Consider the following 25,885-nt stretch of genomic DNA (forward strand, 5'->3'; position numbering starts at 1 on the left):
TCCTTGTCTGTGGGAGAACTGTTCCTAAAACCCGAGCCGTGGGAGTGAATGTGACTCGCGTCGCTCGACGTTGAACCAAACCTAGATGAACTTATGTCGACCGTCAATCAGAAGTCCAATAAAATCTTAAATAATATTGATTCGTGACAACACCGGCGTGGAGCCTTCGCCGCAAGAAGTGGTCCAGCTCCCCTTGTTCTGCTCAGGAAAAGCCCGGAAACACGGAAGAAAGGCGTCATTCACCCCAGCGTAGCCAACATAACTGAACCGGTTCAGCATTGGGTGGCTGTTACCAATTCGTTACAGAGTCGACGGGTGTTCACGGGCTCTGGGACTAGGGTGCGGGGCTTGCGACACAGGGAGCGTGGCCCTCACCCGAAAGCGCCGGGGCTCGGTCCGAAAATCGGTCCGGCACTCGCACCAGAAAACGCGCTAGAGGAGGTTTCGTCCTAAGCTCTCGCGGGCCTGCAGCACGCCAGGGCGGGCTTGGATATTCCGTGGCTCATGGCCGGCAATGAGCTCTAACAACAGCTGAGCGGCGTTCTTGCCAAATTCGGAAACACTACGGCTCAGCGCACTCAACCCGGGGGAACTGAGCCGGCACAGAATTGAGTCATCCCAGCTGATCACCGAAACGTGCCCCGGAACGCTGAGATTCAGACGTTTGAGCGCCTGCAGTCCACCCACAGCCATGAGGTCGTTGCCATAGACGATCGCAGTGGGGAATTCCGGTGACCCCGGGACCAAGCCAGCCATGACAGCGATAGTGGCTGTCCCGCCGTCGTCCGCGGTGTAATCCGAACGGCACTTGACCACTGTCATGCCTAGACTGGCAGCATAAGAACTCAGGTGCTCGGTTTTTTGCTCCTCGTGAACCAACCCCGCGGGGCCTGAAACGACAGCGATGTGCCGGTGCCCGCGCTCGCGCAAGGCCTCCACCACAGTGGCCGCGTCCACAGCCTGCGACACCGTGACATTGGAATTTCGAACAGAGGGCAGGACGTCCGGCCCGGCCCCAAGCCGCACATAGGGCATCCTGAAGCGATCCAGCAAAGGCGGGCGGGGATCATCGCGGACGTGATCAAAAAGAATGACGCCATCGACGCGGCCCTCTCCGGCCCAGCGCTCGTAGACGGCCAGGTCGCGCGTGCGCTCATCTGGCACGGCACCAGGGTCCACCATACGCAGCAGCAAGTTCATGTCATGCGCACCCAAAACACCCTCAATTCCGGCCAGGATGCTCATGTAGAACGGTTCGGCGCCAATTTGTTCAGGGTCCCGGAACAACACGATCCCCACCGAATCGGTGCGCGAATGTGAGAGCGCCCGGGCGCTGGAACTGGGGTACCAGCCGAGCTCCCCGGCCAACGCAAGCACGCGGGCTCGCGTAGCTTCGCTGACGCCGGACTGGCCGTTGAGCGCGTAGGAAACCGAGGCCTTGGAGATACCCAGCCGGTGAGCCAGATCGCTGATGGTCACTTTTCCAGCCTGCGGGGCGCCTGAGATGCTCATCCTTGCGAATGCGCGGCGACGAGCCGCTCAACTGATGCCGGGGCAAGAACATGGTCAATCACCATGCGTCCGGCACCGAGCACGCCAGCGTGGTCACCTGCCATCGATTGGACAATGCGCAGCCGCGCCGTGGCCAGTGGCAGCGACCGTTGATAGACAATCTCACGCACACCAGCCATGAGGTATTCCCCCGCCGAGGACAGCCCGCCGCCAATGACAATGACAGAGGGATTGAGCAGGTTCACGGACGCCGCCAATACATCGCCCACGTCCCGCCCAGCCTGCCGCATGGCATGAATGGCGGCCAAGTTCCCACGGCGCGCCAGCTCCAAAACGTCTTCACCGCTGTGCGCGGGCACCCCGTCTTTACTCAGCGCAGCAGCCACCGCCGGGCCCGACGCCATGGCCTCAAGGCATCCGTAATTCCCGCAACGGCACAGCACGTCGCCGCCGCGCGGCACCCTCACGTGTCCAATATCGCCGGCCGTACCATCGGCTCCGCGCTGCAAAAGTCCACCACTGATGATGCCGGCGCCAATGCCCGTGGCGACCTTGATAAACAGCAGATCTTGCGCATCAGGCCAGTACGTGGCCCGCTCCCCCAGCGCCATAATGTTCACATCGTTGTCCACCAGAACATCCGTGGGAAAACGCTGTTGCACATAGGCTGGCACATCAAAACCGTCCCACCCAGGCATGATGGGCGGGCTGGAGGGCTTCCCCGTGGAGTGTTCCACCGGGCCCGGAAGGCCAATACCAATGCCCACCAACTCACGCTCGTGACGCCCTGATGTAGCAAAAACCTGGCCGCACCGCTCCAACACTGCATCCAGCACCTGAATTGGGCCGGCAGCAATGTCCATTGATTCCCGCAGTTCACTGAGCACCCGCCCACTCAGATCGGTCAGCGCTATCAACACATGTGTTGCGCCAACGTCGATCGCCAGAATGACGCGGGCTGAGGGGTGAAAAGCAAAGCGCGACGGCGGACGCCCACCCGAGGAGATCGCCTCACCTGCCGGACCAATCAAGCCAGCAGCGCTAAGCGCCTCCAGGCGTGCCGCAACTGTTGAGCGGGCAAGGCCCGTTATCTCCGCCAGTTCCGCCCGGGTGCGCGCCTGCCCATCGCGCAAAATCTGGAAAACGTCTCCGGCTCGCGAGTGGCCAAACTGTTCCTGCGAGTATGAGGCGGCCGCATCAAAAGTGGCAGCTGCGCTTGCGGCAGGCCCGCGTGCGGGTTGCTGAACTGGAGTCTTAGGCATCCACAATAAATAACACACAGGCTTCCAACTGTCACAATCTTAAGTAATGGGCCTTTCATGCGATCTTTTGCTTGACCATCGACAAAAGTTCCCTTAGGTTGATTCTTGAACACACTTACATGCCTTCAAGGAGTTTCAATGACGTATTCCCTTCAGCTGTACACAGTCCGCAAGCCCCTTGAAGAAGACTTGCCAGGAACCATTGCTCGCGTCGCCGCGTTGGGGTTCACCCAGGTTGAGCCGTACAACTTCGTCGCCACGGCCGATGCCCTCGCCGCCGCGTTCGCCGAGAACGGCATCACCGCACCATCAGGCCACGCGCCCTTGCTCAGTGCTGATCAGGACGAAATCTTTGCAGCGGCCAAGAAGCTGGGCATCACCACAGTGATCGATCCGTTCATTGCCGCAGACCAGTGGCAGACCGCCGAGGACGTGCAGAAGATCGCCGAAGGCCTCAACGCCGCAGCCAAGAAGGGTGCCGAATATGGCATCCGCGTGGGCTACCACAACCACCAGTGGGAGTTGGAGTCCACCATCAACGGCACCACGGCCCTGCAGTACTTCGAAACTCTGCTGGATCCGGAACTCATCTTGGAAGTAGACACCTACTGGGTTTCCGTGGGCGGTGCCAATGCCGTTGACGTCCTGACCAGCTTGGGTGATCGCGTGAAGTTCATCCACATCAAGGACGGCCCCTTGACCACCGACAACCTGGCCCAGCTTCCTGCCGGCCAGGGTCAGGTCCCCATCTGGGACGTCATTGACGCCGCCAAGTCACTGGAAGTTGGCGTTGTGGAATTCGATGACTATGCCGGCGACATCTTCGAAGGCATCGCTGCAAGCCTCGCCTTCCTTAACGCCGGAAAGGTCTAATCACCATGGCAAAAACAGGACCCGTCGGCATTGCCTTCATTGGCGCTGGCAACATCAGCAAGCAGTACCTGGACAACCTGACCACCTTCCCTGACGTGAAGGTGCTGGTCATCGCCGATCTCTTCGAGGACGCAGCAGCCGCACGCGCGGCCGAATACGGTGTTGAAATTTCCGGCGGCGTCGATGTGGCGCTCAACCACCCCGACGTTGAAATCATCGTCAACCTCACCATCCCGGCCGCCCACGTGGAAGTTGCCACGGCAGCCGTCCGCGCAGGCAAGCACGTCTGGACGGAAAAGCCGTTCTCCCTTGACCGCGAAAGTGGTTTGGGTCTGCTGAAGGAAGCAGATGCCGCAGGTGTTCGTCTCGGCTGTGCACCCGATACCTTCCTTGGTGCAGGACTGCAGACGGCTCGCCGCCTGATCGACAGCGGAGCCATTGGCACCCCGCTGACGGCGCTGACCATGTTCCAGTCACCCGGCCCGGAGTCTTGGCACCCGAACCCCTCGTTCTTGTTCCAGGAAGGTGCCGGTCCGCTCTTTGATATGGCGCCGTACTACCTGACCACACTGGTGCAGGCCTTTGGCCCGCTCTCCAAGGTGGCCGCCGTTGGCAACACCGCGTTCCCCACCCGCACCATCGGCTCGGGCCCCAAGGAAGGCGAGGTATTCGACGTCGAGGTTCCCACCCACGTCAGCGCCATCGCTCAGTTCGAATCCGGCGCCTCCTCGCACAGCGTCTTCAGCTTCGAATCCCCGCGCCCGCGCATGGGATTTGTGGAGATCACAGGCACCGAAGGCACCATTTCGCTTCCGGATCCGAACAACTTCGACGGCGAAATCCAGATCTTCAAGAACGGCGACGAAGACTGGACCACAGTCCCCGCCGAAGGTCCGGATCACGGCCGCGGCCTGGGCGTGCTGGACATGGCCCGCTCCATCCGCGCCGGTGTCCCGCACCGCGCCACCGGCGAGCTGGCCTACCACATCCTCGACGCGATGGTCTCGATCACGGAGTCCGTCAACAGCGGAGAATTCGTGGACGTTGCCAGCTCCGCCCCAAGCTCCGAGGCAGTGCCCGTTGACTGGGCACCCACCGACGCGACCCTCTAGGAATCACGATCATGACCTCCCCTCAATCACAGGCCACCCGCCCTCTCGGCGTGGCTGCCATCGGCTACGCGTTCATGGGCCAGGCCCACTCGAACGCTTGGCGCACCGTGGCCAACCACTTCGACGTCCCTGACTTCGAGCAAAAGGTCTTGGTGGGCCGGGATGCCGTGGCCGTTGCTGCCGCCGCAAAGAAGTACGGCTGGAGCGAATCGGCCACCGATTGGCGGGAGGTCATTGCCCGCGATGACATTGACATTGTGGACATCTGCGCCCCCGGCTGGCTGCACGCTGAAATTGCAACGGCGGCACTCGCCGCCGGCAAGCATGTACTGGTGGAGAAGCCGCTGGCCAACTCCATGGCCGAATCCGAGACCATGGTTACCGCGGCCCAATCGGCCAGGGCTGCGGGCGTGCGCTCCATGGTGGGGTTCAACTACCGCCGCATCCCGGCACTGGCTTTGGCTCGCAAGCTCATCGCAGACGGTGAGTTAGGCAGCATCCGTCAGGTCCGCGCGTCGTACTTGCAGGACTGGCTGGCCGACAGCGAATCCCCCATGACCTGGCGGCTGCGTAAAGAAACCGCGGGCTCGGGCGCGCTGGGCGACATTGCCTCGCACGCCATCGATCAGGTCCAGTATCTCCTCGGTGACACCGTCACGCAGGTGTCCGGCAAGCTGCACACCTTTACCACCGAGCGTCCGGGTCCCGACGGTCCCGAACCTGTCACGGTCGACGACGCCGCCTGGGCCACGCTGTCCATGGCCAGCGGCGCTGTGGCCAGCATTGACGTCTCACGGGTGGCGCTGGGTCAGAAGAATGCCCTCCGTGTGGAGGTCTATGGCACCGCCGGGGCGCTCACCTTCAACTTGGAAAACCCCAATGAGCTGTTCTTCCTCAACGGGACCGAGCCCATTGAAGTCCAGGGCTTTAGGCGCATTCTCGTCACTGAACCCGAGCACCCCTATATTTCCGGTTGGTGGCCGCAGGGGCATGTGATTGGCTGGGAGCACAGCTTCACGCATCAGATTCGCGACTTCCTGCTGAACATTTCCACCGGAACCGACCCCTCGCCGTCGTTCGAGGAAGGCTACGGTGTGCAGCAGGTCTTGGCGGCCATCGAGGCCTCCTCGGCAGCTGACGGAACCACCGTCGCCATCCCCCAACTCATCACCACCTCAAAGGACTGAACGCATGAGCCGCCCGTACACCTTGTTCACCGGCCAATGGGCCGATCTCCCGCTCGAAGAAGTGGCCAAGTTGGCTTCCGGTTGGGGCTACGAAGGCCTGGAAATTGCCTGCTCTGGCGATCACTTGGACCCTTGGCGCTGGGACGAGCCCGGCTATGTTGCCGGCAAGCTCGCCATGCTCGAAGGCTACGGCCTCAAGGTTTGGGCCATCTCCAACCACCTCAAGGGTCAGGCCGTGTGCGATGACCCCATCGACTTCCGCCACCAGGCAATTGTCGGCTCGAAGGTGTGGGGCGACGGTGATCCTGAAGGCGTCCGGCAGCGTGCCGCCGAGGAAATGAAGCTCACGGCGCGCCTGGCACAGGCCTTGGGCGTCAAGACAGTTGTGGGTTTCACCGGTTCCTCGATCTGGCAGTACGTAGCCATGTTCCCGCCCGTCCCGGAATCCGTGATCGAGGCCGGTTACCAGGACTTCGCTGACCGCTGGAACCCCATCCTGGATGTCTTTGACGAATGTGGTGTGCGTTTCGCCCACGAGGTTCACCCCTCAGAAATCGCCTACGACTACTGGACCACCGTGCGCACACTGGAGGCCATTGGTCACCGCCCAGCGTTCGGACTGAATTGGGATCCCTCCCACTTCATGTGGCAGGGCATTGACCCGGTCTCCTTCATCTGGGACTTCAAAGACCGGATTTACCATGTTGACTGCAAGGACACGAAGCTGCGCCCCACCGGCCGCAACACTGTCATGGGATCGCACCTGCCGTGGGGAGATCCGCGCCGCGGCTGGGACTTCGTCTCGGCTGGCCGAGGCGATGTGCCCTGGGAATCCTCCTTCCGCGCACTGACGGCCATTGGATATGACGGCCCCATCTCCATCGAGTGGGAAGACGCCGGCATGGACCGTCTCCAAGGCGCGCCCGAGGCCCTCGAAGCACTGCGTAAGTTCGATTTCGCCCCGTCCGCGTTGTCCTTCGACGCCGCGTTCAGCAACCAGGGCTGACCCGCTATTCGCCGAGTCAGACGGAGAGCCGCCGAGTCAGACGCTGCGCAACGTCTGACTCGGCGGCGGTCCGTCAGACTCGGCGTCCGGCGATAGAGTGGATGAACTATGAGCATTCCGAAAAATGCACCCGCCTCGGTGCGCATTGATGCGTGGCTGTGGTCCATCCGTGCCTACAAGACCCGGTCCCTGGCCACCGCTGCCTGCCGCGCGGGCCACGTGAAACTCAACGACGCCAACGCCAAGGCCGCCCACACCGTGGTCCCAGGCGATACCATCCGAGTCCGCCAGCCCGGTTACGACAGGATCCTTGAGGTCCGTGCGCTCATCAACAAGCGCGTGGGCCCGGAAGCCGCCTCACACTGTTTTACCGACCACACTCCCCCGCGCCCGGTCCTGCCGGCGCTCGGCCTGCCGCAGCGCGACCGCGGCACCGGCCGTCCCACCAAAAAGGACCGCCGCGAAATGGATAGACTCCGCGGGGACTGATCCCGCCACGGGCGCTCCAAAGCCAAGGGCCGTCGTCGTACTTTTAGAAAGTACGACGGCGGCCCTTGGCTTTTGTGGTGCTTGGCTCAGGAGTGCGTGGGAACGGGCAGAAGCCAAGCCCGGACGCAGAAGAGGGCCCGAACACTCACCGCTTGGGATGGTGTCCGGGCCCTCAAAAGGGTTAAGGCTTACGCCTCGACGATGATGACGGTGTAGACGGGCTTGCGACGCAGCGCGCGGTCAGACCAGCGCAGCAGGCCGTTGGCCACAGCCTTCTCGGCGTTGGGGCCCGTCTTTTCGCCGCGGAGACCGCTGATGGTCTTCTCGACGATGACGGCAGCCTTCTCAATGTCCTTGGGCGTCAGGTTGAAGCCGACCGAGAAGAATTCGGGGTCTTCTTCAATCTTGCCGGTGTCCGGGTTGACGATCAGCAGAACGGTGACGGCGCCATCTTCGGCGAGACGGATGCGATCCTGCAGCGACTCTTCAGTAGCTGCACCAGCAACCATGTTCTCGACGTAGACGTAAGCTGCCGGAACACTGCCAACAACCTTGGCAACGTGATCCTTGAGGTCAATCACGGTGCCGTCGTCAACGATGAACGCGTTCTTGGGATCCACACCGGTGCGGACAGCCAGTTCGGCGTTCGCCTTCAGGTGGCGGTATTCGCCGTGAACCGGCATGACGTTCTTGGGACGGACCAGGTTGTAGCAGTACACGAGCTCGCCGGCACTAGCGTGACCGGAGACGTGCACCTTGGCGTTGCCCTTGTGAATGACGTTGGCGCCCTGCTTGGTGAGGTCGTTGATCAGGCGGTAGATCGAGGACTCGTTACCGGGTACCAGCGAGCTAGCCAGCAGCACGGTGTCACCGTCGGTCAGGTTAATCTGGTGGTCACCGTTGGCCATGCGGGCCAGCGCTGCCATGGGCTCACCCTGTGAACCAGTGCAGATCAGAACGGCCTTTTCGGGGGCCATCTTTTCCAGTTCCTTGGCCTCAACGAGCATGCCGCGCGGGATCTTCAAGTAGCCCAGTTCGCGCGCTGTGGTCATGTTGCGGACCATGGAGCGGCCAACAAAGGCGATCTTGCGGTTGTACTTGTGAGCAGAATCGATGATCTGCTGAATGCGGTGCACGTGGCTGGCGAAGCTGGAGACAATGACGCGGCGAGGGGCCGTGCGCATGACCTGGTCGATGGCCGGGATCAGGTCCGCTTCAGCGGCCAGGAATCCGGGAACCTCGGCGTTGGTGGAGTCAGGCAGGAACAAGTCCACGCCTTCTTCACCCAAGCGAGCGAAGCCGGCGAGGTCGGTGATGCGCTTATCCAGCGGGAACTGGTCCATCTTGAAGTCGCCAGTTTCCAGCACCAGGCCGGCAGGCGTACGGATGGCAACAGCCAGACCGTCCGGGATGGAGTGGTTGACGGCCAGGAATTCAACATCGAACGGGCCGAACTTGCGTCGGTCGCCTTCCTTGACCTGGATCATCTTGCCCTTGATGCGGTGCTCTTCAAGCTTGGTCTTCAAGAAGGCCAGGGTCAGCTTGGCGGAGATCACGGGGATGTCGCCGCGGTGCTTGAGCAGGTACGGGACACCACCAATGTGGTCTTCGTGGCCGTGGGTCAGCACCAGGCCAACCACGTCCTGCCAGCGGTTCTTCAAGTACGAGAAGTCCGGCAGAATCAAGTCAACGCCGGGGTGGTGATCCTCGGGGAAGAGCACGCCGCAGTCAACGATCAGCAACTTTCCCGCGTATTCGAAGACGGTCATGTTGCGGCCAATCTCCCCCAAACCACCAAGTGCGACGATGCGCATGGCACCTTCGGCGAGGGCGGGCGGGGCCTGGCGTGCAGTTCTTCTCATGGGTTCCAAACTTGGTGCTGTAGTGGGTGGCCGCCACGGCAGTGCGCGGCTTTCTTGTGCGATACTTTCGGCTAAATGCCGGTCTGGTGTCGCTAAAAGTTAAGGGGGATTGCTCCACTCCCGATTTTACCACCGCAGCAGAATAGCTAACGCCACGTGCCGCCGTCGTTATTTCAAGTACGACGGCGGCACGTGTGTTTCGCTATTCGCTCACCCTTTACGGAGCAACAGGAAGCAGCCACCCCCGGTCGGCCTTGATGCCAACACTGACGGTGTCCATGACCTCGAAAATCTCGCTGGCCGCAGCATCGGAGACAAGTGCAACGATGCTGCCGGAGTCCGTTTCAACTTCGTATTCAACAGATTCCCCATGGAAGATGACGCTGAGTACACGCCCAACCTCTCCGTGAACACTGTCTGCTTCCGGGTTGAGGGTCAGCAACACTGACTCAGGACGCACCATGAGCAGTACTTCCCCATCGAGCGTGACGTCGTCGTGCGTTTCGACGTCACGCTCCCTCCCAAGTGCGAATACCCTGGACCGGTGGCCCTCCGGATCGGTCAATAGCGTCGCGTCCAAGAAGTTGGCACGCCCAATGAAGTCCGCCACGAAAATGGACGACGGGCGTCGGTAGACACGTTCCGGGGTATCAATTTGTTCAATTTTCCCCTGGTTCATGACCACGATGCGATCGGAGAGGGTCATGGCCTCATCCTGATCGTGGGTGACAAAGATGCTCGTGATCCCGAGCCGCTTTTGCAGTCGGCGGATTTCATTGCGCATCTGCACACGAAGTTTCGCATCAAGATTCGACAGCGGTTCATCAAACAAAAGAACCTTCGGCCTCATGACCAAAGCCCTGGCCAGCGCCACCCGCTGCTGCTGACCGCCGGACAGCTGGTGCGGCGCCCTGTCTGCGTACGGAATGAGGTTCATGATCGTCAGAGCGGTGTCGACTTCTTCCTTCAGCCGTTTCTCCGAGGTCTTCTTCAACTTCAGCCCGTAGGCAACATTCTGACGCACCGACAAGTGCGGGAACAGTGCATAGGACTGAAAGACCATCGACATGGGCCGCTTGTTGGGCGCCACTGAGACCATGTCGACTCCGTCAACGGCGACGTGGCCGGAACTGGGAGTCTCAAAGCCGGCAATCATGCGCAGTGTTGATGTTTTGCCACACCCTGAAGGACCCAACAGGGTCACGAATTCCCCTGCCTTGATGTGCAGGTCGACGTTATCGACGGCGATAGGATCAGCGGCACGGGTGCCATATCTTTTTGTCAGAGCGGATAGCGTGACCTGCCCACTCTCTTCGGCGGGCGAGAATTCGATGGCTTCGGAGGTGTCGGAAATTGGTTCAGCGGCGGTGAGATTGTCCACGGAAGACCACCTTTCGGATGATGATGTTCAAGATGAGGATGACGATGAGCACAATTCCGATCAGGACCGTGCAGTAGGCAAAGGCGTTACCGAAGCGGCCGGAATCAACTTCCGCCAGAATCTGCGAGGTCATGATCTTAATGCCGGGAGTCGTCAGGAAGATGATGGGTGAAAGTGTGGTCATTGACCGTGCAAAAGCGAAGGTCAATCCAGTCAAAAGTGCTGACTGAATGAGCGGCAGCGTGACCTTACGGAATGTTGTGGCTGAATCTGCACCCAGCGACGTTGAGGCCTCTTCAATGGCCGGATGGATCTGCTGGAGAGCCGACACCGCTGCGCGCTGTCCGGACGGCAATGACCTAGCTACGTAAACCATGACGATGGCGACGGCTCCGGCCAGAATCGCGGACCCGCCTGCGAGCGCCGGGAAAACCTGCAGCCCGAAGATGTTGACCGGCGTGTTGTAAGTGATCAGGTAACCGATACCCAAGACGGTACCGGGAACGGCCAGCCCCAACATACCGACAAAGTCAATGAGGCCACTAGCCCGCTTGAGTTTGCGCACCACCAACCATCCGATGAGCATGCCCATGATGCCCGCAATGGGGGCGGCGATCAAGGCCAAGATCGTGGTGTCCACCATGGCCTTGGAGCCAAGGCCATTCAGAACAAATTGGTAGTGGGCCAGTGTGAACGTGTTGTTGACGCCCGGCACCTTCATGAAGCCACCCGCAAGCACCGTCGCGTAGATGCTCACAATGAGCGCGGCAAGGAAGCCGACAAGAATAAGGATTGGCACTCTGATGATCGGAGCACTGATCAGTTCCGTGGTGCCAGCCGGCTTTCCGGTCACTGAGACCACCGATTTCCGGGACACCCAGTAGCGCTGCACAAGGAAAACGCACAGCGCTGGGAGCATGAGAGTCAAGGAGTACGCCGCTCCAGCCTGCATGTTGAACTCACCCGTGACGGCCAGATATGCCCTGCTCGCAAGAACCGTGTAGTCCCCGCCAAGGACCAGGGGGTTGGCCAGGTCGGCGATGGATTCCACGAACAGCAGCAGGAAGGACCCGGCAAGTCCTGGCACCAGCATGGGGATGGTGACTGTGAAGAAGACACGGAGCTTGCCGGCGCCGAGGCCCGCCGCCGCTTCATCGAGCGAGGGATCAAGGCTTTCCAGCATGCCTCGGATGTTCATGTACGCCACCGGGAAGAACGACAGTGACAAAACAATCGTCAGACCGGGCAGCCCGTAAATGTCAGCCTGCCACCCGAATATGCCGTTGGTGACAGCACCATTGCGTCCAAACAAGGTGATAACAGCGGTTGCTACGGCAAAGGGTGGGGCCACAATCGGGATCATGGCCAAGAGGTGTAGCGCCCGTTTCCCACGGAATTTTACCTTGACCTGAGCGTAGGCAAAGAGGAAGCCCACGAGCGTGCCCGTAACGCCAACAACCAAACCAAGCAGCAGGGTGTTACCGAGGATGCGGTGATTGACAGGGTCAGTCACCATACGGCCTAGAACCTCCAGGCCTTTCGGGGCGAAGGCCGATGACAGCAACCCGAAGAGCGGGAAGCCAATGATCATCAGCAGGATGGCGCAAACGATCGTGGTGAGGATAATGACGCTGGGGTCCTGGGCACGCTTCTTACGAACGTTCCCGCCGGGTGTGGATGCCCGGCCCCTGCCCGTGGCTGGGGAATCTAGCAATGGAATAGTCATGAGATTCTTTCGGTTCTACAGGAAAGTCGGGCTAGCTTTTGGGTGCCGGAGCAACTTCCCTGTCGAACCGAGATGTGAGCTCGTTCCTTGCCTGCCCCATTTCTCGAATATCACCGGTCAACTGCTTCAGCGTTGAGGTGTCCACCATGTCATCGGTGATGACAGCGTCGGGATTGGTGGGCACACTGAAGCTTCCAACCGTTGCGGCAAGGTCTTGGGCTTCTGCGGTGAGCGTCCACTCGATGAACTTCTTGGCCGCTTCAGGGTGTTTGGCGTTCTTAATCAGGGACACTGCACCAACTTCAAATGTGGCGCCTTCTTTGGGGAAGGTCGTCTTGAGCTGAGTGAATCCCTCATTGATGAACTTCTGGCAGTCCTGGGCAAAGATGACGCCCACACCGACTTCGCCGCGGCCAGCCATTTGGCCCGGAGCGCTGCCGCTCTTGGAGTACTGCAAGACGTTACTGTGCATCTTGGTGAAGTAGTCGATGGCCGCGTCTTGGTTTCCGTCATTGAGCATGACTTGTGTCCACACAGCTTGGTAGGCCGTTCCGGAGGTGCCGGGGTGGGCCATGGCGATATTTTTCTTCAGCTTCGGGTCCAGGAGATCGTCCCACGATTCCGGAGCGGATACGCCGATCTTGTCCAAGACGTCCGTGTTGGAGCAGAAGCTCAACGCGCCGGAATAAATGCCGGTCCAGAATCCGTCGGGGTCCTTGTATTCTTCGGGGATCTTGGCAGCATTCTCAGGAACGAACTTCTCAATCAGCCCGACCTCCTCGGCAGCAATATGACCATCGGCCCCACCACCAAACCACGCATCAAATTCGGGATTTTCACCTGCTGCGGTCAGCCGCGCAACCGCCTCGCCTCCGCTCAGACGAACATAGTTAGCTTTGATTCCAGACGCCTTCGTGAATTCGGCAGCAACAACCTGGCACCAGTCTTCCTGCGGGCTGCACACAAATGTCAGTGATTCGTCGCCTCCACTGGTGGCGGCGGTAGCGCTGCAGCCAGTTAACGCGATTGCCCCAACGGCGAATAGTGCGGCTGCTTTGTTGATGTACCGTCCCATGGAAACGGCTCCTTACTGGCGGGTGCACTTCAATGTGCACGAAGCGGAACGCACGAAAGTGCGGGTGATGAATTCAACGTTAGGCAAGGCAGCGCATGATTTGGGTCACAGCTGAGCTGGCAATGGTCACAGTACTGTGACCACAGGCCTGAGGAGCGCTCTCACAGTGCTGCCGGTCGGACCCAGAAGATCTCTCAGTCAATGTTTAGGCGGTAGCCGGATCCTCTAACGCTTTCAATGCATTCCCCTGAACCAGGAACTGCAGAGTTGAGCTTGTGTCGCAGCCTGTAGACGGCGGTCTTGAGCATCTGTCGCCCGCCCAGGCGGTCGGTCTCGCGCCAGCCGGCGAGCAGCAATCGGTCAAACACCAGCGTTTTTCCGGGTTGAGAAACCAGCGCCGTCATGACCTTAAATTCATTGGGTGTCAGCGGGACGCGCACCGAATTCACCATGACACTGTCCCCTGCCGGGTCCAACGTAAATGGGCCAGCTGCAATGGCCTGCCCCGGACCTGACTGACGGCGAACTAGACGCTGGGCGCGCAGGGCAAGCTCTCGAGGATGGAACGGTTTGACCATGTAGTCGTCCGCGTCCGCCTCAAGACCGGCAATCCGGTCCGAACTCTCTCCTTTGGCTGTCAACAGAATAACCGGCACTTGAGTGCTGGCCTTGATGCGTCTGCACATGGTGATTCCGGAAACTCCTGGGAGCATCACGTCCAAGACGACGAGGTCAGGGGTCGTGTTCCGCATGGCTGTCCAGGCAGCCTCCGCCGATCGGAACGACTGGTATACGAACCCTTGGGTTTCCAAAGCAAAGGTCACAATATCGAGCATGGCGGGCTCGTCATCAACAACAAACACCAATGGCGCGTTTACGGACATTATTCTTACGCTTTCAGTGGCAGGGTGAACATCATTGTTGTTCCTCCTCCGGTAATGGTGTCAACAAAAATCCGTCCCCCGTGTAACTCAATGACCTGCTGGGAGATGTACAAGCCAATGCCTGTTCCATTGCCCAAGGGCCGGCCACTGGAAAATCTCCTGAAGAGCCTGTCCCGCTGCTCTTCGCTCATCCCGGATCCGCCATCACTGACAGAGACCAGCAGCTGGCCTTCTCCCGAAGTGAGGCGAATCTGCACCGGACTCAGTTCATGGTTGCTGCGGGCCGCATTCATCACCAAATTTGTCACGACCTGCCTAATAAGTGCGGCATCGACGTTGGCTCGTACGGGCGCACCGGGCGCATCAAGAACTATTGGAGCGTCGGTGACGTGAACCAGGTCTTCAACGATGTTGCGCATCAAACTGCGTACATCTACCACCGCGGGCCGCACTTCGAAAACTCCGGCCTCTATACGGGCCTGGGTCAGTAACTGCTCCGCCAAATTTGCCATGCGTTCGGAATTGTCCAGGATACGGAGCACAAATGACTGTTGCTTCGGAGTTAGCGGCCCAGGCCCTTCCTCCACGAGCAATTCTGCAGATCCCTTGATCACGGCTAGTGGTGTGCGAATCTCGTGGCTGAGCATTGAAACTTGATCCGCCCGCCGGGTCTCAAGAGTGCGCAGATGGGCATTGGTGATCATTCCGATCTGGCGACGTCTGGCCAAAATATAGAGCGCAGCTAGTGCGGCACCAACGGCCAGCACAGTGAGCGGTACTCCCCATGCCAGAAGGCCGTGAATGTCGGCAAGGATACCCAGAACCAGCGTCAGTATCGCCACCATCGCCAAAGTGAGCGGAAGGACCCCCATGGCGCGCCACAGCTTGACGTCTAATAAGACATCATCTGGGGCATTGAGGTTTGAGGGGCGGAGCACCTCGACATTCTACCCATGACAGAGGTCACACCCATCCAATCGCCACTTCTAGCCCTAGTCCGGCACGAGACTTTTGCGCATTTTGACGCTTGTGGTTTCGTATCCGAGTGACTCATATAGGCTGCGAGCTGACTTGTTGAAGCCAAAAACGTTCAATCCTAGCGTGGTGGCCCCTCGTGAGCGGGCATACTCTTCTGCGAGTTTCATACCCTCTCTGCCGTATCCCTTGCCACGGTTCTCGGAGTCTACGAGTATGTCCCACACCCACCACGAGGTGGGATCATCGGAACGGTCCCGGCCAACCCAGATGTAACCAACACCAACGCCAGCGTCATCAAGCAGGTTAAATACGGCGTTATCTGCACCCGTGCGGCCTTCTGGGAACGAGTCGCGAAGCGAAGCTTCTGCCTGGCTTCGCGCCTGCGCTGACAAGGCACCCAATGACACGAGATCGGCCGCATACTCGCGGCTGCTTGTTTCCGCCCACCGAGTGAAACTGTTGGGGTCCAGAGGTTCAAGACGAATAGGCATGCATCCAGCGTATGTGGTCCCGCTTGAATCGGGCAGTCTCGTTAGGCCTACGGGGTCGGAGAGGTATCCGGTTATCGGATCGATTCCGGCGAGGAAGTTACCGATGGCTGCGCTCTTCCGTATCTTTGCCTCTACCCAAACCCCAGAGCTACCTCACACCGCATGCCCCTGCGTGGCGTTCCGGTTTCTCGGCTATCTATACGTTCGGCTTCCAGCCAATAGCCGGGGCAATGTGCTCGGCAATGTTCGCCAACATCTTCGTGTTGTAAGCGACTCCAAGCTGGTTGGGTACCGTGAGCATCAGGGTGTCCGCGGCCTGAACGGCGGCGTCCTGCGCCAAATCGCGGGCGATTTCTTCCGGGTCTCCCATGTAACTCTTGCCGAACCGGGACAGGAGGCCGTCAATCATGCCCACCTGGTCCTTGTTGTCAGCCTGTGCACGCAGGCCAAAGTATCTGCGGTCCAGATCGTCCACCACGGGGATGACGCTGCGGCTGACCGAGACCCGCGGCGTAAAGCCGTGCCCAGCTTTGGCCCATTCGTCGCGGAACAGCTGGATCTGCTCGGCCTGCAGCTGATCGAAGGGCACACCGGTGTCTTCAGTGAGCAGGGTTGAACTCATCAAGTTCATGCCTTGCTGTGCCGCCCACACAGCCGTGGCGCGCGATCCGGCACCCCACCAGATACGTTCGGAGAGCCCAGCTGATTGTGGCTCAATGCGCAACAGCCGGTCCCCACCCGTGTAGGCGTGTTCACCGGGCTCAGCTACGCCGGCACCGGAAATGGCGTGCCGAAAGGCTGCCGTGTGGCGGCGGGCCATGTCCGCATCCGTTTCGCCGTCGAGCGGGAAATACCCAAAGTCCGCTGCGCCGTTGGCGGCGGGCTCGGGTGACCCGCGGCTCACGCCGATCTGCAGCCGCCTATCGCTGATAAGATCCGTGGCCGCGGCCTGCTCTGCCATGTAAAGCGGGTTTTCATAGCGCATATCAATGACGCCGGTGCCAATTTCGATCCGGCTGGTGCGAGCAGCAATCGCTGCCATCAGCGGGAAGGGAGCCGCCTGCTGTGCGGCAAAGTGGTGAACGCGGAAGAAAGCACCGTCAATGCCCAACTCCTCGGCGGCAACGGAGAGGTCAATGGCCTGATGCAGGGCGTCAGCGGCCGAGTTGGTCTGGGAGCCGCGTCCTGTGCCGTAGTGACCAAAGGAGAGGAAGCCGATGCGTTTCTTGAAGTTTGTTTCCATACCGGTGACAACGGGAAACGCAGCCCGGCTATTCCATGCGTATGCATCTAGCCAGTCTGCGTTCCGCAGCGGACGCTACCGCTTCTTGGTGATGTGAGCCACCGGATCGGCAGACTCATCGACCGCGCCACGCGCCTTCTTCAGCGCGCGTTTGGCCTTGATGACATGACCCTTGTCCTGCTTTTTATGTTCGTGATGGTGCGGCTGTTTGTCAGGCATTACTCTCAACCTTCTTCTGTGAAAAAGCCCGTTTCGGTTCCGGCCGCCCGGCCAAAACTGCCCCATGTGAAACGTTACGCCTGTTTCCAAGGCACTAAAAGGGTTGGCGTCCGCCGGTAATTTTGGGAGCGATCCGGAAAACACCCCAATCGCTGATGGAGCGTCTGGGGGTCAGGCGTCCTGCCGCCATGAGTGCCACAGCGCAGCGTAAGAACCGTCCTGTGCCAACAGTTCATCGTGCGATCCCAGCTCCGTGATCCGCCCCTTTTCCACAACGGCGACCCGGTCGGCGTCGTGCGCGGTGTGCAGACGGTGCGCAATGGCGATCACTGTCCGCCCCTCCAACACGGCACTGAGCGAAAACTCCAGATCACGGGCGGCCTGCGGGTCGATCAGCGAGGTGGCTTCATCCAGCACCAGGGTATGCGGATCGGCCAACACCAGCCGTGCCAGCGCCAACTCCTGCGCCTGAGCCGGCGTCAGTGTGTGCGAACCCGAACCCACCTCAGTAGCCAAGCCCTTGGGGAGGGCTCGCACCCAAGCCAGGGATCCGACGTCGGCCAATGCCTTTTCGATCTCAGCGTCAGTGGCGTTGGCCTTACCCAAGCGGACGTTATCCGCCAGCGTCCCCACAAACACGTGGTGCTCCTGAGACACCAGGGCCACCTCGCCACGCAATTCATCCAACGGGCGGTCCACCAGCGGCACTCCGCCCACAGTCACCGAACCGGTCGTGGGGCCGTGGATCCCGGCCAGCAACCTGCCCAGCGTGGACTTGCCAGCGCCGGAAGGACCCACCATGGCCAGCCGCTCCCCGGGCCGCAGCGTCAGGTCAATGCCGTGCAGAACATTGTGCCCGGGGCGGTATGCGTAGCGGGCATCGTCCACCACCAGCAGATCGTCGGCGGGCACGGCATCAGTGGCAATCCTGTCAGCCTTGACATCGCGAATACCCACAATCCGGGCCAGCGAGGATGCGCCCACCTGGATCTCATCAATCCACATGATCAAGGTGTCCACGGGGTCAATAAGCTGCATGGCATACAGCGCAACCGTGGCCACCATGCCAGTGGTCACCAGATCCTGCGAGGACAGCCAGCCTCCCCACAACAGCACCCCTGCAACGGGCAGCCAGAAGGACAGTTCGGCCACAGGGAATAGGACCGTGCGCAGACCCAGCGTGTACTTTTCCTTCTCAAAACAATTGCGCAGCGCCGCGTCGATCCGGTCACGGCGATGCTGGCCTAGACTTAGCGCATCAACGGTGCGGGCACCCTCAATAGTCTCTGTGATGGCCCCGTTGAGACCGGCATAACTCTCCCGTTCGGCCAAATACCCGGGGGTGGCGCGCTTGAGGTACCAGCGGGTGACAGGAACCAGCAGCGGCACACCAATGAGCAGCGCCACGGCAACCAGCGGACTTGTGAGCACCGCCGCCGTCACCGTCAGCGCAATGGTCGCCACGGAGACCAGCACCTGAGGCACACCAAAGCGGACCGTATGCGACACCGCATCCACGTCATTGGTGGTGCGCGAGACCAGGTCACCGGTGCCTGCTTTTTCCACCGTTGACAGCGGCAGCGAGGTGACTTGCTCCATGAATTCCTCGCGCAGCTGGGCAAAGACCTTCTCCCCCAAAATCATGCCCTTGCGCCGCGCCCACCGGGCAAGCACCGTCTGGACAATGACAAACCCGGCGAGCGCCAGTGCCACCATGGCCACGAACCCGGTGGTGGTACCAACACTGATGGCATCCACCAGCCGACCGAGCAGGAACGGCCCAGCCAGGCCGGCAACGGCGGCCACACCGTACAGGCCGACAACGCCTGCGAGCGGCTTTTTGTGCATGCCCATGAGGCGTAAACCCTCGGACTTAACCTGGGCGGAATTTGCCACAGGAAGCTTTGTTTCAGCCATTAGTTGTCCCCTCCGTGCATACCGTTGTTTCCTGCAAGTTCGCCCTCGCTGCTGTGCCCATCCATGCCTTCACCGCGGATGACCACCTGGCGGTAATCGGGCACGGTGTCCAGCAGGTGCCGGTGCGTACCCTGGGCCACTAACCGACCGTCCTTCAAAAATGCCACGGTATCCATGGCGCTCAGCAGTAGCGGGCTGGCCGTGACCACCACGGTGGTGTGCCCGGGGGTGTTGCGAGCGCCGCGGAGCGCCGTGGCAATACGTGATTCGGTATGGGCGTCGACGGCGCTGGTCGGTTCAATCAGCACCAGCACCTCGGCCTCCGTCAGCACAGCGCGCGCCAGAGTTAGGCGTTGGCGTTGACCTCCGGAGAAGCTACGGCCCTTCTCCGTGACCTGGTCATTCAACCCGTCTTCAAGACCATCGAAGACATCGTCGGCACTGGCCACATCAATGGCCGCCATGATTTCGGCGTCCGTGTGCTCCCCTGTCGGGTCCAGTTCCTCGCGAAGGGTTCCCGTGAACAGCTGGGGCTCGGCGTCGGAAACCACAATGCGTGAGCGCACCTCGCGCAGCGGCATCATGTGTAGGGCTTCGGTACCCCACCGCACCTCGGCCTCACGCAGCACGGCATCTTCAAAGCGACCCAACCGCCGGGCAAGATCTGCCGACTGTTCCGGATCTCCCGAGACAACGGCAATGAGTCCGCCAGGCGAAACCATCACACCCGTCACCGCATCAACCAAAGCGCTAGGTGCCGATGGTGCCGGAACTGTTGTCTCGGCGTCGTGCACGGCAGAGGGCGTGGACAAGACATCGATGATGCGCTTTGCGCCGACGTGGGCGCGAATGAAGCGGGAGACGGCGTCGGCGGCGGTGCGGATAGGCGAGACCAAGAAGACCGCATAACCATAGAGCGCCACGAGCTGACCGACCTCGATCTGACCCGATACGGCTTGCAGGGCGCCGATCCAGGTAAAGGCGACGCTGAAGACGCCGACGACGAATACCTGGGCAGCGTCCAAATCGGCCAGCGAATATGCCACCTTGTTCCCGGCGAGCTGTGTTGCCCGGGACCGTTCCCGGTAGCGCTCAACGAAGATCTGCTCGCCACCAATGCCCCGCAACACGCGCAGTCCGGCAACGGTGTCGGCTCCGAGCGCCGTCATTTGCCCGGCCGCTTCACGCTGATCCTTCTGGCGCCTCTGGAGCGGACGGATCACGAAGAGCAGGCCAGCACCGCAGAGCGGGACACCCACAAGAACCACCACACCAAGCTCCCAGGACGATTGGAAGACCAAGTAGGAGACCAGTAGATAACCCACCAGGGATCCGGCCAGGCGCGCCGCCACGTCAAAGATTTCGCCAATGCGCATGGCATCGGAGGCGCTGGTGGAAACCACTTCACCGGTGGAAAACTTTTGGGGCAGCGCGTCCCCACTACGAGTGACCTTGTAACCCACCACTTGTGAGGAACGGTAAGCCGCCTGCATCCAGTTGCTCACTGCGGCGCGGTGGCGCAGGGTGGCTGAGATTGACTGGACAAGCGTGAGCCCCACTAGCAGTCCAACCCAGCCGGAGAGCCGGGCGAAGTTGCCGGGCAGAATCCCCTGATCAATGGCCTGGCCCAGAATATAAGGGGTCAGCGCCTGGCACACCGTCCAGATGGAGCCGTAGAAGATCCCCAGCCACAGCGTGCCACGTTGGGCACCCGCCAGCCACAGGAGATAGCGGCCCGGTGAGCGGAGGTCAGGTTTTTTGGCGGATTTGTAAGGAAACGAGCGCACTACGGCCTTCTAACGAAATTGTGGATTGGCAGGCATGTCAGGCGCGATCCGGCAATCCGCGATTAAAGCGGAGCGATCGGCGCGGGGCGGGGGCTGCGTTATCTATCTCACAATCATTCACCCTAGTACACGTGTCCCCAGGAATCCAACAGGAACCCACATTCTTTGAACGGGCTCGACTAGGATCACCGGATAGGGGCAATTAAGGGGACGGAATTGGCCGCTGCACAGGAACACTCCATGGCTGCCGTAACGGAATTTCACCGCGAAAAACGCAGCCAACGGAGGCAGATTTTCACTCTCCTCTTTCTCGGCTGGATCATCGGCGCCACGGCGACCATTCTGGTGGCGCTGGTCTTTAGTGGCCGTAATCCCTTGGGTATGGCTAATCAGGCTCAAGTAATGGCGTTGGATGAGCTTCTTGAACTCTTAACCTTGCTGGTCGGAATCGCGGCGGCAGCAACCATGTGGATGGCTTTGCACAACGTGTTTTTTCTTCCATCGGATCCGGAATCCGGCCCGAAGTTTTTCCTCGGCTTGCTGTGTCTGATGTTGGTCATCTTCTCTGTCGTGCGCCAGCGGGATGCAGCAGTGCAACGCGAAATTGTCGAGTTTCACCTGACCACCGCCATGCGCCTGCACACCCACCGCTGGGAGCGCATGTGGGGAGTTTCCGCCAAGCATCAGATCCGCGTGGAACCGGCAAAGACAGCCAAATTGGTGCTGTGGTGGGCTGGCAGCGGCCTCGTATTTACCGTTTTCCCGCTAGTCTTCAACAGCGGCTTCCCGCCGTTACTGCTGGTGGTCTCCCTCGTAGCTCTGATCCTGCTGGCAGTGGCCACCGCCGCACTAACCGCCTTGGCTCTCTCTGTGTATCGCAGCAATCCCCGCCCGGGCGTCGGCCTGGGATATTCATTGGTCTTATTGCTGGTGGTGGCCTTGGCCGTTGTCAGCCCTTTGGCGGTGGCGGCGCTCCAGAACGAACAGGTCTTGCATTCGCTCCTGGGCTATTTCCTGTGGTTGACTCCTTCCCTGCTGCTGATTTTCCGCAAACCTCAGTCGGCTCACATGGCACCGCTGGAATACAAGTTGGCGGCACGGCCCAAAAACAAACTGTTGCACGCACTAATTGCCTGCTTCGACGGTGCGCGCGAGGCAGCCTACTGGACCGAACTAAGCCATGAAAACCGCCGGCAGGCTCGGTACGAGACCAAGCTGGCCCGGCTTGAGGCTGAAGAACTCTAGAATGACCCTCTGCCGTAAGGCTCTCCGACAGCGCTGCACGAATGAGCCATTCGTCTGCCAGTAGCCGTCTTGAACAGTAGGATCCCAAGCTGTCTGTCAGCCTCGGAAGGCTCTGAGCTGCGACGATGGTCCAAACTTGATCCCCGGAATTCTCATAATTCATATCAATTTCCGCGTGACGCGCATCATCGACGAGGCCGTCCTGTTCAGCATCATTCCGAACTTGCCTAGAATCAGGCGGTATTTGCGAGCATCAAGCCTACGTTTGCCGGAGTCAGAAGAATGGGTTCGACTGGGGCCTGAATTATTGCCCCGTACAAGGCCCCACTTTTCATTCAATTGTTGTGCCAACCCAGGGAATCCGCCTCGGCGGGCACCTCATATGGCCACGAGTGGGCAGTTTCAACTGGCCGCTAACATCCGGTTCCTCCGCCGATACTTCTTCGGGGAGCGTTCCGAATCCTACAGCCTGCTCATCGCTTAGAAATTCACCAGCCAAGCCACTCATTCGACGGGCGGCGGGCTCCTTGGCCGACGGATGGAATTGCCCGTCACTCAACGGATAGCTGCGAAAAACCTTGCTCGATGGCCGAGCGTAGCATCCACTCCGGCCAGGGAAGTCGAACCGTGGCCAATGTATCCTCGATGCTAATCCCGGCCGTCCAGGCACCACGAATTGTCTTTGCCACGGCATCCAAAGCTGTCGCTTGCCGAGTCGCGAACTCGCGGTCAACCACGCTCCCATGGCCCGGAACGATTACGTCTGTCGGTTGCACATTGAGCAAAAGCTCGTCCAATGCCCTAGGCCAGTCCAGTGGCCAGCTACCTGAGCCGAACATAGGAGGCCCAGATTCTTCGATCACATCACCGAGCATCCAGACTCTCGCGTCGGGCACGAATACGGCCAGATCCGTATCGGTATGTCCCCGAGCGATCGGAAGACACTTGATTTCACGCCCGCCAGCGGTGAGCGTCGTCGCTTGAGTAATCAGGACGGACGGTCGGGTCAAGACGACCTTTTCCCAATCCTTGTCGGGTTCACGCGAGGGGTCGGCGTACCAGGCGTCCAGTCGAGGACCTTCGAATGCGTCATAGTGCGCGGGAATCCGGCGGTGTCCGATGACCGGAACACCAAGTGCTGCAAACACGGAATTACCGAAGCTGTGATCGTAGTGAGCATGAGTATTGATGGCACCGACGATCGGGACACTGAAACGTTTCGTCAAATCGTTGACGATATCGTGCGCTTCAGTCGGAGAATTTCCGGTGTCGACAACCGTCACTCCCGCCGGCCCGACAATCGCGGCCACGTTCACGTCATCCGAGCCAATCTGCTTCACAAAAACGCCTGATGCTACTTCTTCCCACGACATGCCTCCGATGGTACGCCGACCGGCAAGATTAATCTGAGGCGGCTCGGCATAGCCAGAGACGAACGCTTGCCGCAGATAACGTTCCGCTACGGGCCGGAGCTGTTGTCCTGACGACTTCTGACAGGATGTTCCAAGAGGCCATTCCAGACTGATAACACGCTAGTGACGAGAACTTCGGATTAGTGACAAATAGCCCCGGGCCCTACTTGAACGGTGACCAGCTGGACGCAATGAGGCCGCGCAGAACAGTGCCTTCCTGTCCTACGCGGCCCTTGCCTTCCAGCGGCTGTTCCTAGCGGCTGACGGCGTTAAGACTGGGGTCAAGACTGCTGGTAAAGCTGCCCAGAGGCGATCCCCACGCGGCCAAGACGGCCTTGACCTCCGCATTCTTTTCGGCCTCCAAGGCTTGCGTGTAGGCAGCCTGCAACACGTCATCAATGCGTACCCGCTGGCCGGTTTCGGCGGACTGAACGGCCGCCTCAACCATGGCCAGGGAGTGGACGTTGGAGTGAATCTGACCGTCAGGCACCTCGCCCGTGCGCAGCGCTGAGGCAAACTCGGCGAGGGAGCCGGCAATCTGCTCGGGGCCATCGGCTGCCGCAGGAACTGCCAGCGCCCCCCCGGACGCGTCGCTGGCATCAACCAAGGGAGCCTGTTCGCCGTCCCACACAGCGGTGCCGCGTTCTCCGTTGACTCGCCATTGCCCGTTCCACGACGTTTCCGCACCATCGGCGCACCACGAGCCCGAGTACACATAGCGAAGGCCACTGGAGAACTCGAAGATGGCGGTAGCAGCGGCGTCGTTCTTGTACCAGCTCCAGGCCGGGTTGAACTCCTCGCAATACACGCTCACCGGGTCCTGCCCCGTGAGGTAACGGACGGCGTCGAAGGGGTGAATGGCCATGTCCACTAACAAGACGTGGTCCATCTCCTCGCGGAACCCGCCAAAATGGGGGGCCTTGAAGAACTCGGTGGTGATGACACCCACCTCACCCAACTCACTCGTAACCGCTTTGAGCTGGGCGAGCGAGTTGAAGTAACGCCGGGACTGGCTAATCATCAGTAGCTGACCGCTGGCCTCAGAACCCGCCGCCAGCGAGAGCGCCTGGGCAACGGTGGGCGCGGCCGGCTTCTCGCACAGCACCGGCAGGCCGGCGAACATGGCCTCGACGTTGACGGGGTGGTGGGCCACTGGAACAGTGACATTGACGACGGCGTGAGCACCGGTTGCGGCGGCAATCTCGCCGACACTGGTACCCACTGCTACGCCCTCGATGCCCTTTTCGGCGAGCGCTTGGTGGGCTGTGTCCGTGTTGAGATCAACCAAGCCCACCAGTTCAACATCGGGGTTGGCCGTGATCGCCTCGATCCAAGCCTTGCCCATGCCGCCGGCACCGACTTGGACCAGCCGGAGCGGACCGGGGGTATCAAAGGTGGCGAAGGTGGTCACTGTGAAATCGCTCCCTGGTAGCCCTGGCCGTTGTAGAAATCTTCCGTGTCATAGCGCAGTAGCACGGGCTCGGCGCGTTCGGGGCGAAGCGTTTTGGCCCACTGCACACCGTTGGAAATGACCTTGCGGACTTCCTTCTGGTGGTAGACCGGGTAGTCCTGGTCGCCGGGGCTGAAGAAGAAGATCTTGCCGAAACCACGGCGGTAGGTCATGCCGCTGCGGAAGACTTCTCCGCCGGTGAAGGTGGACAGGAAAATGAGCTCGTCCGGGGCTGGAACGTCAAAGTACTCGCCGTACATTTCCTGGGCCGGGATGATGAAGGGGTGCGGAATGCCCTGGGCGATGGGGTGGGTCGGGTCAACTGTCCACACCAACTCGCGGTCCTGCTCCGAACGCCACCGCAGTGTGCAGGAGGTGCCCATGAGCTTGCCGAAGATCTTGGACCAGTGCCCGGAGTGCAACACCAGCAGCCCCATGCCGGCCAGAACATGCTTGTGCACACGCTCCACCACCTCGTCGCTTACTTCGTCGTGGGCGGCGTGACCCCACCAGACCAGGACATCGGTGGCCGCAAGGACTTCCTCGGTCAGTCCGTGTTCGGGATCATCAAGGGTCACCGTGGTCACCTGCGCGTCTGCGCCTAGGTTCTCTTCAATGCCTTCTTTGATGGTGCTGTGCATGCCGTGCGGGTAGATGTCCCGGACCTTCTGCTCAACTTGTTCGTGCCGATTTTCTCCCCAGACAACCACTTTGATAGGTGTTGCGGGGCTGGTGATTCCAGACATTGTCATCGCTTTCTTCATGGTGCTTGCG

22 protein-coding genes are annotated in these 25,885 nt (G+C 60.4%); 6 read left to right on the top strand and 16 right to left on the bottom strand.

Features of this window, described 5'->3' with window-relative positions:
• Positions 1-432 precede the first annotated feature (432 nt).
• Together CXQ93_RS12925 and CXQ93_RS12930 are read right to left on the bottom strand one after the other, a co-directional pair.
• The gene (locus CXQ93_RS12925; RefSeq protein WP_104110841.1) at positions 433-1,512 is read right to left on the bottom strand and encodes a LacI family DNA-binding transcriptional regulator; all 1,080 of its coding nucleotides are present in this window, start codon (positions 1,510-1,512) and stop codon (positions 433-435) included.
• Positions 1,509-2,774, bottom strand: coding sequence for an ROK family transcriptional regulator (locus CXQ93_RS12930; protein ID WP_104110842.1), 1,266 nt, complete (start codon positions 2,772-2,774; stop codon positions 1,509-1,511). Before CXQ93_RS12930 ends, CXQ93_RS12925 begins: the two co-directional genes overlap by 4 nt.
• Before the next feature lie 138 nt (positions 2,775-2,912).
• Between CXQ93_RS12930 and CXQ93_RS12935 the strand changes: the two genes are divergently transcribed.
• From CXQ93_RS12935 to CXQ93_RS12955, 5 genes are all read left to right on the top strand, one after another.
• A complete protein-coding gene (locus CXQ93_RS12935; RefSeq protein ID WP_104110843.1) occupies positions 2,913-3,647 on the top strand; it encodes a sugar phosphate isomerase/epimerase in 735 nt (244 codons plus the stop codon).
• A 5-nt stretch (positions 3,648-3,652) separates the two neighbouring features.
• The gene (locus tag CXQ93_RS12940; RefSeq protein WP_104110844.1) at positions 3,653-4,759 is read left to right on the top strand and encodes a Gfo/Idh/MocA family protein; all 1,107 of its coding nucleotides are present in this window, start codon (positions 3,653-3,655) and stop codon (positions 4,757-4,759) included.
• Positions 4,760-4,770: 11 nt separating this feature from the next.
• A complete protein-coding gene (locus CXQ93_RS12945) occupies positions 4,771-5,946 on the top strand; it encodes a Gfo/Idh/MocA family protein (protein WP_104110845.1) in 1,176 nt (391 codons plus the stop codon).
• Between the two features lie 4 nt (positions 5,947-5,950).
• Positions 5,951-6,952, top strand: a complete 1,002-nt coding sequence (locus CXQ93_RS12950) for a sugar phosphate isomerase/epimerase (protein WP_104110846.1) — start codon at positions 5,951-5,953, stop codon at positions 6,950-6,952.
• A 108-nt stretch (positions 6,953-7,060) separates the two neighbouring features.
• On the top strand, positions 7,061-7,441 hold the full coding sequence (locus CXQ93_RS12955; RefSeq protein ID WP_104110847.1) for an RNA-binding S4 domain-containing protein: 381 nt from the start codon (positions 7,061-7,063) through the stop codon (positions 7,439-7,441).
• Between the two features lie 188 nt (positions 7,442-7,629).
• Here CXQ93_RS12955 and CXQ93_RS12960 read toward each other — a convergent pair whose 3' ends face one another.
• The 11 genes from CXQ93_RS12960 to CXQ93_RS13005 form a co-directional block, all read right to left on the bottom strand.
• Positions 7,630-9,303 carry a ribonuclease J gene (locus CXQ93_RS12960; RefSeq protein WP_104110848.1) on the bottom strand — a complete coding sequence of 558 codons (1,674 nt, stop codon included), beginning with the start codon at positions 9,301-9,303 and terminating at the stop codon, positions 7,630-7,632.
• Positions 9,304-9,520: 217 nt separating this feature from the next.
• The gene (locus CXQ93_RS12965; RefSeq protein ID WP_258068990.1) at positions 9,521-10,684 is read right to left on the bottom strand and encodes an ABC transporter ATP-binding protein; all 1,164 of its coding nucleotides are present in this window, start codon (positions 10,682-10,684) and stop codon (positions 9,521-9,523) included.
• Complete coding sequence (locus tag CXQ93_RS12970; RefSeq protein WP_104110849.1) at positions 10,662-12,410, bottom strand: iron ABC transporter permease; 1,749 nt, start codon at positions 12,408-12,410, stop codon at positions 10,662-10,664. The genes CXQ93_RS12965 and CXQ93_RS12970 overlap by 23 nt, the downstream gene beginning before the upstream one ends.
• Positions 12,411-12,441: 31 nt before the next feature.
• Positions 12,442-13,485 carry an ABC transporter substrate-binding protein gene (locus tag CXQ93_RS12975; protein ID WP_104110850.1) on the bottom strand — a complete coding sequence of 348 codons (1,044 nt, stop codon included), beginning with the start codon at positions 13,483-13,485 and terminating at the stop codon, positions 12,442-12,444.
• 194 nt (positions 13,486-13,679) lie between these two features.
• Positions 13,680-14,369, bottom strand: coding sequence for a response regulator transcription factor (locus CXQ93_RS12980; protein ID WP_104110851.1), 690 nt, complete (start codon positions 14,367-14,369; stop codon positions 13,680-13,682).
• A gap of 5 nt (positions 14,370-14,374) precedes the next feature.
• Entirely contained in the window at positions 14,375-15,307 is a 933-nt protein-coding gene (locus CXQ93_RS12985; protein ID WP_104110852.1) for a sensor histidine kinase KdpD, read from the bottom strand.
• Positions 15,308-15,361: 54 nt separating this feature from the next.
• The gene (locus CXQ93_RS12990) at positions 15,362-15,838 is read right to left on the bottom strand and encodes an N-acetyltransferase (RefSeq protein ID WP_104110853.1); all 477 of its coding nucleotides are present in this window, start codon (positions 15,836-15,838) and stop codon (positions 15,362-15,364) included.
• A gap of 196 nt (positions 15,839-16,034) precedes the next feature.
• A complete protein-coding gene (locus CXQ93_RS12995; RefSeq protein ID WP_104110854.1) occupies positions 16,035-17,081 on the bottom strand; it encodes an LLM class flavin-dependent oxidoreductase in 1,047 nt (348 codons plus the stop codon).
• Between the two features lie 75 nt (positions 17,082-17,156).
• A complete protein-coding gene (locus CXQ93_RS20670) occupies positions 17,157-17,300 on the bottom strand; it encodes a hypothetical protein (RefSeq protein ID WP_181036152.1) in 144 nt (47 codons plus the stop codon).
• A gap of 171 nt (positions 17,301-17,471) precedes the next feature.
• A complete protein-coding gene (locus CXQ93_RS13000) occupies positions 17,472-19,217 on the bottom strand; it encodes an ABC transporter ATP-binding protein (protein ID WP_104110855.1) in 1,746 nt (581 codons plus the stop codon).
• Entirely contained in the window at positions 19,217-21,004 is a 1,788-nt protein-coding gene (locus CXQ93_RS13005) for an ABC transporter ATP-binding protein (protein ID WP_104110856.1), read from the bottom strand. Before CXQ93_RS13005 ends, CXQ93_RS13000 begins: the two co-directional genes overlap by 1 nt.
• A 240-nt stretch (positions 21,005-21,244) precedes the next feature.
• Here CXQ93_RS13005 and CXQ93_RS13010 point away from each other — a divergent pair, with 240 nt between their 5' ends.
• Positions 21,245-22,249: a hypothetical protein gene (locus CXQ93_RS13010; RefSeq protein WP_104110857.1), complete on the top strand. Its 1,005-nt coding sequence runs from the start codon at positions 21,245-21,247 to the stop codon at positions 22,247-22,249.
• 551 nt (positions 22,250-22,800) lie between these two features.
• On the opposite strand, the gene CXQ93_RS13015 is transcribed toward CXQ93_RS13010, so the two are convergent.
• The 3 genes from CXQ93_RS13015 to CXQ93_RS13025 all read right to left on the bottom strand — a co-directional run bounded on the left by CXQ93_RS13015 (position 22,801) and on the right by CXQ93_RS13025 (position 25,863).
• Positions 22,801-23,622 carry an MBL fold metallo-hydrolase gene (locus CXQ93_RS13015; RefSeq protein WP_104110858.1) on the bottom strand — a complete coding sequence of 274 codons (822 nt, stop codon included), beginning with the start codon at positions 23,620-23,622 and terminating at the stop codon, positions 22,801-22,803.
• Positions 23,623-23,914: 292 nt separating this feature from the next.
• Positions 23,915-25,072 carry a Gfo/Idh/MocA family protein gene (locus CXQ93_RS13020; RefSeq protein ID WP_258068991.1) on the bottom strand — a complete coding sequence of 386 codons (1,158 nt, stop codon included), beginning with the start codon at positions 25,070-25,072 and terminating at the stop codon, positions 23,915-23,917.
• Entirely contained in the window at positions 25,069-25,863 is a 795-nt protein-coding gene (locus tag CXQ93_RS13025) for a ThuA domain-containing protein (RefSeq protein WP_256939670.1), read from the bottom strand. Before CXQ93_RS13025 ends, CXQ93_RS13020 begins: the two co-directional genes overlap by 4 nt.
• Between the last annotated feature and the right edge of the window lie 22 nt (positions 25,864-25,885).

The sequence above is a fragment of the Arthrobacter sp. N199823 genome (genome assembly GCF_002929705.1).
Lineage (GTDB): Bacteria > Actinomycetota > Actinomycetes > Actinomycetales > Micrococcaceae > Specibacter.